The organism is Aporhodopirellula sallentina SM41 (assembly GCF_000346505.1).
In the GTDB taxonomy this organism is placed as follows: Bacteria; Planctomycetota; Planctomycetia; order Pirellulales; family Pirellulaceae; genus Rhodopirellula; species Rhodopirellula sallentina.
In genome coordinates this window covers 1-12,580 of the sequence record NZ_ANOH01000113.1, presented here as the reverse complement: position 1 = coordinate 12,580, position 12,580 = coordinate 1, and the positions used below count along the sequence as shown (strand labels likewise).

The window sequence follows — 12,580 nt, the reverse complement described above, 5'->3', positions numbered from 1 at the left end:
ACTCGGCTGCTATGCTCACCCACGTTGCTCGTCCCGTTCACTGTCTCCTGCTTGTCGCTGCCTTGCATATTAACTGCTCTGCCGAGGTCGAAACCTATCCCGGCCCCGATGGAATTGACGCATCGGACCAATACTCGGTGACGGTACTTCAGGATGGCCAACGTTACCCGGCGTTTGTTTACAAGTCCACAACAACCTTTCATCGCGATAAACGAGACCGCACCACGTCGTGGACCACTTTTTCGTTTTCCAAGCCAATTCAGGTGGAAGTGACGAAACTCAAAGGTCGTGCCAAGTCGTGTGTCATTCGCCCCAGTCGTCAAAGCATCCAGGCAAGGGTTCGCGACAACACGGCGACCTTTATCATTGATAAGCCTCAAAAACTGTCGATCGAGTTCGACAACGATATCACGCACAGCATGCTACTTTTCGCAGACCCGATAGAGGAAGATTGCCCCGACCCAGCCGACCCAAACGTACTATACTTCGGTCCGGGGCAACACGACATCGGTATCGGGCGAGAGTTGCACCACAACCAAAACGTCTACATCGCCGGCGGCGCCTATGTTTGGGGTAGCTTTCGTGTTCTTGGCGACGAAGTCACCGTCCGAGGACGTGGAGTCCTTTCGGCCGGCAAGTGGCGGAAGTACGTTACCAAGGGAGATCCAGGCTCGGGGAGGCTTCACGACTTTAAGATGATCTATGGCCGCAGTGCAAATGACTGCACCTACGAAGGGATCACGATTGTTGACTTCCCATCGTTTGCCATGATCGCAGGCAAACACAGCGTGATTTCTAACATCAAAACAATCGGCTGGTATCACAACTGCGACGGCATCGCCATTTCCGAACACGGGCTTGTGAGCGACTGCTTCCTGAAGGTCAACGACGACGCACTGAAACTCTATTGGGATCACGTGCGGATCAACGACGTCACGATTTGGCAATACAAAAATGGTGCACCATTTCAGTGGAACTGGCACAGCATGTCACCACGTGATGTGCAAGTTCGCGACTGCGACGTCGTTCATATCGAATACGATCACGATGCAAACAACCGTGCCGTATTCAACGCGGCCAAAAAGCAGGGCGGACACCACCGCGATTTTCTCTTTGAAAACATCACCATCGAAGAGCCTCAACTTTGGCGGCTCTTTGCTTTCAACATGTCAGGTGATGCGAAAGTCTCGAAAACGTTGTTTCGAAACCTACGGCTTGCCGGACCGCCACTGCATCAGAACGAGATGCATGGCGACATCACACTACGGTTCGACAACGCGACTGTTGCAGGACGCAAGGTCAATACGCCAAAACAGCTCGGTTTTCCACAGTCCGACGCATCAATGATTCAGCTGCAATGATGAAGCTTTCCCAAAAGAAAACAGCTTGTTGTGGTGTAAAACCCCCGCGTTTACACGCAATGGAACCGTATCTCACGCTGGAGCTTTTGCCGGTCTTCGTCGCGTTTTCCACAACAAACACATGTCGAGAAAATGAGCCCTCATCCGTAAGCGTAGGAGGGAAGATTCAATGCTGACAACCAAAGAAGCGACCGAGACGATTTTGCGAGAGCGACTCTCTTTAACCACGCATATTTTTTGTGTAACCAACCACTATCATATCGCCGAGGACGTATTTCAAGAGATTTGCATGAAAGCGCTCGACCGGGCCAGCGAATTCGAGACTCCCAAGCATTTGCTGAATTGGTTTCGCTTGTGTTCACGGAATCGAGCGATCGACATTCTCCGAAATCGCGAGAGCCAGCAATTGGTGTTTTCAGAAGAGACCATGGAGTCGTTGGAAAAAACGTGGGACACCGACTGTAGCACGGATAAAAGCGATTTGCTCGATTTGCTTGTCGCCTGCATCGAAGAGCTCACTCCCCGCAGTAAAACTATTCTACAGATGCGATATTTCGACAATGTCCCCGGCGCGGAAATCGCCCGTCAAATGGGAAATAAGGTAGGGTCTGTCTACCAATCGATTTCACGAATCCACAAGTCACTTCAAAAGTGTATCGATCGGAAAGCGGAACTGACACAATCATGAACGAGCAACAGCGAGAACTGTTTCGGATACAGATAGCAACTTATCAAGACGGAACGATGTCATCCGACGACTTCCATGAGTTTGAGAAGTCTCTGCAGGAGGATCTCGAAAAAGCAAAACTGTTCATGCAAATGCAATCGCATTCTTTCACGATTGCGGAACTTTTCGCCCAAGACGCGATCACTGCAAATCAAGTGAATGGAGCTGTTTCTAGGAGCCTGAGACCTAGCCACCGCATCCTGTATGGCTTCTTAGCTATGGCGACGTGCTTGATTGCCGGTTTCGTGCTTCCGTTCCGGACTATGAAAAGCGGCCCCTCCGGTCATGCAACACTGACCTATGCCAATAGCTGTAGCTGGGGCGGAGGGCACGTTCCTGCGCGTGGAAACTACTTGCTTTACCATACTCCGTACGACTTGACGCACGGCGTAGTCCGCCTAGAGATGGGCGGCGGCAGCATTGTCTCGGTGGCCGCCCCTGCATCCTTCCAAGTTATTGATGGCTCTTCCATCGATCTTGAATCGGGCAAGCTCGTCGCCCGCATGCTGAGGGAGGAGTCGACACTTGAAGTCAAAGCAGGTGACCTGCTTGTTCGCGATAGGGGTAAGGCATTCGGAATGGAAGCAAACCGCAACGGAACCATCGACGTTACCGCACTGGACGGCGGCGTTGAGATCCGACCGTTCAATCAAATCGACAGCCGAAGAATAACTTATGAACGAGGAATGAGCATCGAGTACTCTGGACGGAGCAAGAGGGTTTCCGAAGTTCCCTTTGATGCGACAAAATACGAGGAGATTTGGCCGCTGGCGGCAGGTGTTGATGAAGTCTCCGACCTTATCGAGTTCGTGCCCCCTGCCGCTAGCCTTGACATAACCTCATTACAGGATGACCATAAGTTGTTCCTAATCGCTGAGCAACTTGATCGCCAAGTGGAGCAGGAGATTCCGTTTGCCGTTCTCGAGCCAGGCTTGGATTGGCCCAAAGTGAAGGGGCCTCGACGTTCAATCGAACCGGGCGAAACCCTAAGTAGCTATCTGCTAGTTTATCAGCCCTTAGCACCAACCGATCCAACCATCGAGCGGCGCATCTCTCGCAGCGGAAGTATTACTTTCGAAAACCCGATTCGAGGTGTATCCATCTGGAGGAATCAACTCAAACGCACCGACAAAGTCTTTGGACTCCCCGATGTAGACTACTCCGCGATCGAGTTTCGTCACCTTGAGGACAAAGCTACAGAAGAAGGTCTACTGTCTGGCGATACGATTGTCATCAGCGAGGACGGGCGAACGATCAACTTCACCTTCCATGTCGGCGCTGGCCGCGATCACCTGCGGATCTTTGTGCTTCCTCAACTTTGAGCCCCCCCGCGAAGTCAAGTAGACCTGCTCTTGTCGCCAAACGCGAAACCAACACGGCCGTGTCGTGCGTCCAAGGAACCTTGGTCCATCCTGCTTGCTGCGGATCAAGGTGGGAAAGCATTGGCGTTTTCAACCGCTGCAGCGTTTCGACGATGTCGGACAATTGAATTGAGGGAAAGAAATCCTTGATATCGAAATGTGCCACAAACTGTTGGCCAACGTGTGCCGACGCATTCGCAAAAATCCCGAATGATTTTGTCTCGTTGTTTTTCCGACAACCCATCATGCTTGCGGGCATCGTCGCCAACGCAGGGTCAAGGCACGTTTCGAGTAGCACACGTTGCAAGTTTTTTAGGCTCATCCGACTGACGGGTGCGCAAGGCTGAGTGCGATTGAAAGTTCGGCATATGGAAGTAATAGTGTGGACATGCCATCTTCCAAGGAGATTTCTCAAGTCTTCTTTGAAAAACGCACATGTCCACCACCTAGTTGTATCAGTTCTTTGGCATCCGTGGCTACCGGCAGACCCGGATCGAGTTTACCGGAGGTGTCACGCGATTTCATGTCGAGCCAAGTGAAAAGGCGGTTTGCTGTCCAATGTGCGGCAGTCGAAACGTGATCCGTCGAGGGTTCAAGCAACGAGAATTTCGGGCTTCTCCGATCGGCCTGAAACAGACCGTCGTCGTCGCCGCCTTGCCTCGTGTGCAGTGTCATGACTGCCGGACCATTCGCCAAATCAAAATTAATTTTGCCGACACCCGCCGAAGCTACACCAAGGGCTGGGCCAGATACGCTCTGCAGCTGACCCGCAGCATGACGATTACCCTTTGCTGTGTGGCTACTTGACGACGCAACAGAGAATAGCGAACGTCGGTCTGCGAACTGCGATAATAATTGGCGAAGGACTGCGAAGTTTGCGTTAATCGCGGCGATGCAGCAGGCAAAATCGTGCCGGAAAGATGCCAAGGGACGGCCCCGGTTGCCGGCCTACTGACGCAATTCGTCGCGCCCTCGGCCAGCCAATCCTGCCGACCCATCTCTCAGAAACTCCCGCGCTCTGGGGCTACCAGGACGCTGCCGGGCTAACAAACCTGTATCCCATACAGGCACCGAACAACCGCGGTCGAAAGACCCAATCTTGAATTGCTAGGTGCTGCGGGTGTCGGCCAGGTATGACACTAGAGAGAAAGAAAAAACTCTTTCCTGGAACAAAATAGGCAACCTGGATTGTCTTGGGGAAAATTGGGAGTTCGCTTCTATTCCTCAATCTGGAGAGTGTCATGGCCGGTAAACTCAGCGGTAGTCGACGTCGTTCCTACACAAAGTCGCGTGCCAAGAACCGACAGCATTTGCAGAAGCCAAGTGGTGCCATCACGAATCGCGTTACCAAGGTCGGTGGTGACCGATTTGCAATCGTTTCTATCGATCCAGCTAAGAATCGCTCGGAATGGATGATGGCCGATTACTTCGGGAAGCTGCTCATCGAACCGCAAACGCTTGAACATCAGTCTGGACATTTCAAGGCTGCCATCGTACTCGTTCGCCAAGCTCAGCAAGAGCATCAAATCAAGGACACGATTGTCGTCGTTGAACGAACCGGGAACTACCACCTCGCACCGAAACGTGCCTTCGCCAGTGCCGGTTTCGAGACACGCGTGGTGCATCCTTTTGCAACCAAACAGTATCGGATGCCAGCTGATCCAGGCAACAAGACCGATGAGACTGATTTACACGCGCAACATCGTGCAGCAGTTGCTGGATTCGGTCTCTGCGAGCGAGAGCTCCCAATCACCTATCGTGAATTGCAACTTCGATCGCGCCATCGGCGTAACCTCGTAGAGAAATCGTCGAGCCTTGCGTGTCAAATACGTGATAACCTGCACTTGTCGATGCCAGGGTATGCCGCCTTGTTTGATCGACTGCTCGAAAATCACACCGCGATGTCGGTCGGCCGTTGCTGCGAGTCACCTGCCAAGGTGCTCAAGCTCGGTCGCGATGGCATCTGTAAGCGGTTACGTAACGAGTCAATACGATGCAACCAGCGCGCCATTGACAAGATTCTCAGTTGGGCATCGCAATCCGCTGATGCTCCGATTCAAGATGGAGCATTGCACCACGCGATATTTAAAGACTTGGACGAATTGAATCAGCATTTGAACCGGCAAATTACGGCGATTGAGAGGGATCTGGCGAGCGTGCTTGTTCAAACACCGTATGTACGATTGATGGCGATCCCTGGAATCAATGTCGTTTCAGCAGCAGATCTCGCTGCCGAGATGGGTCCTATTGATGGATATGCGAACGCCAACGCAATCACTGGAAGATGCGGTTTGTTTCCATCGCGGCACCAAAGCGATCAAACAGACTCTAGCGGACCAATCATCCGAAAGGCGAACCGACGCTTGCGGTGCGCGTTGATGCGAATCGCGGACAACCTCGCTGCCCATTGCGCGTACTATCGTGGACTTGCAGAACAGGACTTCGCACGCGGAGTTGATATTCGAGCGAGTCGTGTAAAGACGGCGAAGAAGATTTCCAGGTTAGCCTTCGCGTGTTTGGCTGGGGATCAACCGTTGAAACATCCAGCCTTTCGCTCGCCCGATTCGATTTTGGAAAAACTTCGCGAGTTTCATCGACTACATCAAACACCAATGCAGCAAGTCTTGACTGACCTGACAAGAGCTGTGGAACAACTACCAGGTCACACCCAAGGTCACGAAGCAACGGTGGTGTCAAAGGTGCTTCGTGAACACGCGAAACGCAAACGAGCTCCCGTTGGCATTGGAAAGCTTCTGACAGCCGTTCTTGCTAGGCTCGGAGTAAGTCCAAATGACGTAAGCAAAACCAATTCACTAGAACCTGAGGATCGGCCCTGAACCCAAGTGAGGATCCACACCGTCTTCGTCGGCCGTGGCATTCCTGTCTTTCCGGTGCATGACGCTCTGACGGATCACCACCGCCTGATATGGCAGTTTGGGGTCGTTCCTCTTATGTATCACCTGTATGGCGAGAACGTGATCATTGACGTCAGAGAGGATCCTCAAATGGGATCGGAGCAGTTCAATCAGCGCCCTTCAAAAATCCACCAACCGGTGGCACGAGGAATGTACGCAATCACAGAAAATTTTCGCGTAGGACTTGAAATCCCCATGGCAGTCAGGTATCCGCTCTGCTGATCGTCACGAAACAAACTTCTACGTTGAACCAAGCCCTTCAAATGGCTTGAGAAAGAAAACCGCCTTTGCGCTAAAGCCTCGCTATTTCCGTATCAGAGACATGGTCAAAATAAAGGATCAACTAATCGGTAGACTCGACTCTGCGGATTTGCTCGGTATGCAATCGGAGTTGATTCGACTTTTCGGAGAAGACGAATGAGCATCAAGGACGAGACGGTCTTTTCCGACCACGTGCGAGAACTTCACGAAGGCACGTTCGAGAATGAGCAAGCAATCCTAAAACACCTGCACGCTGTGGTGCGGCGAAGACTCAAGGCAATCGGTCAATGGAATTTGCCGCCCAAGTATCTCGGTTATGATGGAGAGTCCTGGGAGCAGTCGGGGGCGATGGATGACTTGGTACAAGACGCCTACCTGGTCTGTATCCTGAAACGGCTTCCAAGGTTGACCGAGCAAGTCGAAAAGACGGGGACCTGCTGAGCGTCGCTTGTGATCAGATCGAGACTCGCTTGCAAGCCGAACTGGTGGTACTGCTGAAACCAAACTTCGATACCTCGTACACCGATCTGGCGATCGTTGCCGAGCACCGGATGGACTACAGCACGGGGCTTGCTGCCGATGCGAGTGGCCCTGGGGCGTCTGATTCAGAAGCACCACCATCGCTTCCGCTCAAGAGCTCCTTGCCAGGACAACTTTTGCTTCAGCGAGACGGTGAGGAGTTCGACCTCGTCTATTACCCAGCTTCGGCGGACGAGCAGGCGCCGAAATTGGTGAGTGCAGCGGGGCTGAAAGTGAAAGATGGGTACTGGGACGTGGGTGCTGACGGTGTTCGCACTTGGTCCCAGCCGCTGTCGAGCGAAAAGGGTCACGTGAGTTTCATTATTGGCGGATCCGCATTCGACATCCAAGTTGGAGACGAGTGAGCCGTTGGCTGTGAAGCCTCGGGTGACTTGGATCGCAAAAACAAATCGGAGAGCGAGCATGCCTGGACAAGCAAAGGCGACACCGATTCGGTTGAGCCAGAATCAGATTCGATCGAACCCTGTTCTGGCCAGCATCCGAGAATACAACCGGGGCAGAGGTAGGCGAGACCAAGAACAGCGGCAACTCGCGAAGTTATTGCAGTTGCAAGACGAAGGCGTCGTTCTCCATCGAATTCCGACAATGATTCGAGTTGATTCCTCGATGTTGAAAACGACCCGCAGCAACATCGGCGTCGTCGGTTTAGTCGTCGACAACCAGGGGCAAGGTTACGTCACCAAGCTAAAGGTTGTCCCCAATCCAACCTGGGACATTTCAGTAGATCTTCCGTTTCGTCCCGTTCACATCCAGAACTTGTTGCTTCGGGTTCTCAGTGGATCGGATCTTGATGACAGCTTGCCAGAGCTGTTCGCCTACAAGATCACCGACTCACTAGCGGAGCGTTGTGAGGGTGATTCGATGGACATCGCGTGTCTGCTCGCCATCTTCAATGCAAGCACGAACCACGAAGACATCCTGCTGCGTGCCGTAGCAGCGGTCGTATCTCCAGTGAATGATGAAGAGCACTACGGCCTGTTGGAGGCATCTAAATCCGTGTCGTCAAAATTGGATGCGTTCTTAAGAGAGTTTGGCTCAGGTTCGCTACTGGTTCGGCACGCTGACGACGAAGCCGCGGCCACGTTCGACGCCCACTTTGATCAAGTCTGGCCAGTAAGAACGTTGTCAGATCTGGCAGATTGCCTAGCCGAAGCTGATTTACTGCGATCGTTTCTGGGTAAAACCACGCTTAGAAGCGGTCATGGCAACGCCATAGCCAGTCAACTTGAGTGCTGGCTTTCGGACGAATCCCAGTACGATCGAGCAGAGGTTTTTCTCAACCGAGTTAGACGTAGGATTGACAACGAAACGCCCATCAAGATCTGCCTCGAAGTACTGTCGGCCGAGGAAGATCTGCACCGCCATCGCGGCAACTTTGATGCTGCAATAGCACTTCGAGAAGAGCGGGTCAAATTGACAGAACAACCTTTCGTATCGAGCTACGAGCGAGAGGCGGACTCAGACAATCGACACGCTGCCGCTTTATACGACGCCCACCGGTTTCCAACTGCCATCGAATGTTTGAAACATTGGCACAAACGTATTGAACAGGACCCCAAAATCTGTTTGCCTGAGACCCGCGCAAAGCTCCTAAACACACTCGCTCGCTGCTTGGTGATCGTGGAAGATGTTACCTGGGAATCGCTATTTGAACTTTCGATACAGATCCAATCCGTATGCGATCCGTGCAATTTGCCAGTTACTCAAAATTTCCTCGTGCACGGATATTTGAAGGCACAGAAATTCGAGCGGGCCAGGACGGTACTTGAAAAGAACATAGACAAGGCAAATGCATTTCAGATCTGGCTATCAGCTGAATGTTCTCGACAAGCGGGAAAAAAATGGACCGAACAGCAATGCGAAGCAGCCATCGCAATCGCCCCAACCTTTCACGTTCGTGGTTTCGCGTGTCAAGCAATCGCCCGGCAAGAAGGCCGCGACGCTCACTCCCGATTGAAATATTTTGGTCACGCAAGTCGAGCTTTCTCATATGGAATGGAGCGAGACAAAACTAACATCAAACGCGTTTTGCATATCTTCTGCTCACTGGCGATCGCCATTTTATCCCATGACCGGTCAGCTCTACGTTCGGAATTAGATGAGTATCACAACTTGACGGCTAGCAATGCTTTCAGAGGCATCCGCGATTGGTACGAAAGGGAGATTGCGCAGCTTGAGAACGATCAAGACTGGGCGTCTATCGAACGCCTGTTTCGCAAAGTCCCACACCTATGAACACCGAAAACAAAACTCTCGATTCCTCGCATAAGACGTGAGTCTTGAAAGTCATTGCGAATGACTTGCGGCTGTCACAACGTGCTGTGGGTTTCCGACGTTGCCACTAAGACTAGCTTGTAGAAAATCGCTACATAGCTGGACACGGTGTTCAGACAGAACCTCTTTGCTCATCAGATCGACTTGATCAGGAAGCCTGAATCACACCCTGATAGATGAGCAGCAACTGCAGCTCGAGCAAATAGACGATTCAGCATGATCTTACAAGGACGTCAAACACAAAGTTCACTTCAGCTAGTTTTCCTTAACGGGCGAAGGTAAGCAGACATTGAGAGCGACAAGCTAAATATCCCTCCGTTTCGCGCTACATATAGGTGACGGTGGCGGCGTAGCTACCGACGTTTACCTATTCACCTTTTGGAAGTGCAACCATGTCGCATGTGGTGCAGATTGAGACCCAAGTCCGGGACGCTACGGCGGTTCGGGCTGGGTGCAGTCGACTCGGGCTCGACGAGCCGGTCGAAGGAGAGGTGAGGCTGTTCAGCGAGACCGTGTCCGGACTGGCAGTGCAGCTTCGTGATTGGCGGTACCCGGTTGTCTTTGATCTCGACACCGGTGAAACCAAGTTTGACAACTATCAAGGCCACTGGGGCAAGCGAGAACGTCTCGACGAGTTCTTGCAGGCCTACGCCGTCGAGAAGGCCACCCAGGAGGCTCGGCGAAAGGGTTACGGCGTGACCGAGCGGCTTCGTGAGGATGGCTCGATCCAGCTCACGATCCAGGTGGGCCAAGGGCAAAACGGTCAGGGGCAGATCGGAGGTGCGTCGTGAAGCAGATCACCATCCTCGTCGCCGCCGACGGTTCCTCGACCATCGAAACAACCGGCTTCACCGGTGCCCAGTGCCAGCAAGCCAGTGAGTTCCTCGAAGAGGCTCTCGGCGAGCGGCAGAGCCATCGGCTCAAACCGGAGTACTACCAACCGGTCGCCAATCAACAATCACAGCAAGCCCGGCAGTCCTAGGACCCGCCGGGCTTTTTTCATTTCTATATCACCAACATCAAAAGGTCTTACCATGACACTCACCGAATCGGTGCGTGAGTTGATCGATGCCTGCTTCACGGGCATCTGGATTCGATCGCACGAACACCAAGACGCTTTGGCCGAACTACTCGCACTCTGTGGGCACGAGCAATGGCGTTTGATGACCTGGGACATTGAACGCGGGGTGATTCCCGCAGACGATGCCGCCGAGGCAGGCAATAGCCAGGATCCTCTGGCGGCACTGTCGTCACTGGACGGTCATGCCAATGCGTCCGAGACGACCATCTTGGTCCTGACGAACTTTCATCGATTCCTGCAATCACCCGAGGTGATCCAGGCGGTGACGCGGCGTGTGATTGACGGCAAAGTCAGCCGCTCGTTCGTCGTCGTGCTGGCGCCGGTAGTCCAGTTGCCGGCGGAGTTGGAAACACTCTTCGTCACCGTGGAGCACGCTCGCGCCGACCGCGAGCAACTCACCGAGATCGCTCGGGGAGTCGCGACCGCGGACGGTGAGTTACCCGCCGGCGGTAAACTCGATGCGGTGCTCGACGCCGCGACCGGGCTGACACGCTTGGAATCCGAGAACGCATTCTCGCTTTCCCTGGTGCGTCACGGGCGACTGCAGCCCGACGCAATCTGGGAACTCAAGACGCAAACGCTCAAGGACTCGGGGCTGTTGACACTGCATCGTGGCGGAAGCGATTTTGCCAGCCTCGGTGGCCTGTCGGCCCTGAAGGCGTTCACCCGTCGAGCGTTGATGCGAGGACGGAGGCAGGTCACCTCGCAGGCTCGTGTTGTCAAAGCACGCGGCGTCATGCTGTTGTCGCCGCCGGGGTGCGGCAAGAGCGAGTTCTGCAAATGCCTCGGCAACGAGGTCGGGCGTCCGGTCTTGAGCTTAGACGTGGGGAGTTTGATGGGCTCGTTGGTTGGTCAATCCGAACAGCGGACTCGGCAAGCCCTGCAGACGATCGACGCAATGGCTCCCTGCGTGTTGATGATCGACGAAGTGGAGAAGGCGTTCGCCGGTGCCGCTTCGGGAGGCATCAATGACAGTGGCGTGTCCTCAAGGATGATGGGCACGTTCCTGACATGGCTCAACGATCATGAGTCGGACGTCTTCGTCGTCTGTACCGCGAACGATGTTCAGCGTCTGCCGCCGGAGTTCAGCCGGGCCGAACGGTTCGACGGCGTGTTCTTTGTCGATCTGCCCGGCCGCGAGCAGAAGGATGAGATCTGGCGACTGTATCGCGCGGCATTCGGAATCAATGACGATGAGTCCCAGCCCGTTGACGAGCAGTGGACCGGTGCGGAGATCAAGTCATGTTGTCGCCTAGCGGCGTTGCTGGACGTCCCGCTGATTCAAGCGGCGGAAAACGTCGTGCCGATCGCAACAACGTCCGCGGAGTCTGTGGCACGGTTGCGGCGATGGGCAAACGGTCGGTGTTTGTCGTCCGATCATGTTGGCGTGTTTCGACATGAAGAAACGGCTTCTCCAAAACGACGAAGCGTCAATTCGCAGCCTTCGATCAATTGACGCCGGCAAGTCACCCTAGCGGGACCAATCCCCGAAAATTGCAATAGACGCAATCGCTTCACAGGCAAACCTTGACGCAATGCCTCTGCGGAAACATCGAGAGATCCTTTGTGGTTCTCTCAGCTCGTCACCATTTTCACATCACGCAACACAGGAGGTCTCAGTTCAGAAACCTTGACATGCGGAGGCCCCGCGTGTTCTCAATTTGAAATTTCAAGTCTTTCTCCACAGAAGCCCCGCCGACGTCGTAGTCGGAGGGGCTTTTTTAGTGGAATCTCTTTCTTTGTCTCGAGGAATACCATGAGCACTACACTCAACAACGCAAGTCAGCCCGAACCGACGTTGGAAATCGAAAATCCGCTAGCCAGTGTCGGCGAACGATTACAGACAGAAACCACTGCGGTGCGTTTGAAGATCCACTGGCCGAGCGTTCGCAAGACGCTCAGCAACGATCAAAACTCGGATCGCTGCGGGAACATTCGACGCTGACACCAAATCGGTATCAGCATCGAAGAAGCTGTTCGATACGAGCCATCCCGCTTTCCGGGCGGCGACCACCGTCCGCAAGCAGGCCGCTGGACTACTGGAACTCAACACCTAGCTG

12 protein-coding genes are annotated in these 12,580 nt (G+C 53.6%); 11 read left to right on the top strand and 1 reads right to left on the bottom strand.

Features of this window, described 5'->3' with window-relative positions; all coding sequences use genetic code 11:
* Nucleotides 1–11 precede the first annotated feature (11 nt).
* The 3 genes from RSSM_RS06665 (at nucleotide 12) to RSSM_RS06655 (ending at nucleotide 3,410) form a co-directional block, all read left to right on the top strand.
* Nucleotides 12–1,361 carry a hypothetical protein gene (locus RSSM_RS06665; protein ID WP_160168095.1) on the top strand — a complete coding sequence of 450 codons (1,350 nt, stop codon included), beginning with the start codon at nucleotides 12–14 and terminating at the stop codon, nucleotides 1,359–1,361.
* Between the two features lie 169 nt (nucleotides 1,362–1,530).
* Nucleotides 1,531–2,049 (top strand): RNA polymerase sigma factor, encoded by a 519-nt coding sequence (locus tag RSSM_RS06660; protein ID WP_008675862.1) that lies wholly within the window; start codon nucleotides 1,531–1,533, stop codon nucleotides 2,047–2,049.
* Nucleotides 2,046–3,410, top strand: coding sequence for a FecR protein (locus RSSM_RS06655; RefSeq protein WP_008675861.1), 1,365 nt, complete (start codon nucleotides 2,046–2,048; stop codon nucleotides 3,408–3,410). Before RSSM_RS06660 ends, RSSM_RS06655 begins: the two co-directional genes overlap by 4 nt.
* Nucleotides 3,411–3,860: 450 nt before the next feature.
* Here the strand turns inward: RSSM_RS06655 and RSSM_RS35570 are convergent, their stop codons facing one another.
* A complete protein-coding gene (locus tag RSSM_RS35570; protein WP_236620992.1) occupies nucleotides 3,861–4,376 on the bottom strand; it encodes a hypothetical protein in 516 nt (171 codons plus the stop codon).
* 314 nt (nucleotides 4,377–4,690) lie between these two features.
* On the opposite strand from RSSM_RS35570, the gene RSSM_RS35410 reads away from it, so the two are divergent.
* The 8 genes from RSSM_RS35410 to RSSM_RS32325 all read left to right on the top strand — a co-directional run bounded on the left by RSSM_RS35410 (nucleotide 4,691) and on the right by RSSM_RS32325 (nucleotide 12,465).
* Nucleotides 4,691–6,286: an IS110 family transposase gene (locus tag RSSM_RS35410; RefSeq protein WP_008675859.1), complete on the top strand. Its 1,596-nt coding sequence runs from the start codon at nucleotides 4,691–4,693 to the stop codon at nucleotides 6,284–6,286.
* Nucleotides 6,287–6,781: 495 nt separating this feature from the next.
* The gene (locus tag RSSM_RS06630) at nucleotides 6,782–7,066 is read left to right on the top strand and encodes a hypothetical protein (protein WP_008675857.1); all 285 of its coding nucleotides are present in this window, start codon (nucleotides 6,782–6,784) and stop codon (nucleotides 7,064–7,066) included.
* Nucleotides 7,067–7,095: 29 nt separating this feature from the next.
* Nucleotides 7,096–7,509 (top strand): hypothetical protein, encoded by a 414-nt coding sequence (locus tag RSSM_RS06625; RefSeq protein WP_008675856.1) that lies wholly within the window; start codon nucleotides 7,096–7,098, stop codon nucleotides 7,507–7,509.
* A gap of 58 nt (nucleotides 7,510–7,567) precedes the next feature.
* Complete coding sequence (locus RSSM_RS06620) at nucleotides 7,568–9,400, top strand: hypothetical protein (RefSeq protein ID WP_144059614.1); 1,833 nt, start codon at nucleotides 7,568–7,570, stop codon at nucleotides 9,398–9,400.
* Between the two features lie 431 nt (nucleotides 9,401–9,831).
* A complete protein-coding gene (locus RSSM_RS06615; protein ID WP_008675853.1) occupies nucleotides 9,832–10,230 on the top strand; it encodes a hypothetical protein in 399 nt (132 codons plus the stop codon).
* Nucleotides 10,227–10,421 (top strand): DUF2997 domain-containing protein, encoded by a 195-nt coding sequence (locus tag RSSM_RS06610; protein ID WP_008675851.1) that lies wholly within the window; start codon nucleotides 10,227–10,229, stop codon nucleotides 10,419–10,421. Before RSSM_RS06615 ends, RSSM_RS06610 begins: the two co-directional genes overlap by 4 nt.
* 52 nt (nucleotides 10,422–10,473) lie before the next feature.
* Nucleotides 10,474–11,976 carry an AAA family ATPase gene (locus RSSM_RS06605; protein WP_008675850.1) on the top strand — a complete coding sequence of 501 codons (1,503 nt, stop codon included), beginning with the start codon at nucleotides 10,474–10,476 and terminating at the stop codon, nucleotides 11,974–11,976.
* Nucleotides 11,977–12,276: 300 nt separating this feature from the next.
* On the top strand, nucleotides 12,277–12,465 hold the full coding sequence (locus RSSM_RS32325; RefSeq protein ID WP_008675849.1) for a hypothetical protein: 189 nt from the start codon (nucleotides 12,277–12,279) through the stop codon (nucleotides 12,463–12,465).
* The last annotated feature ends 115 nt before the right edge of the window (nucleotides 12,466–12,580 follow it).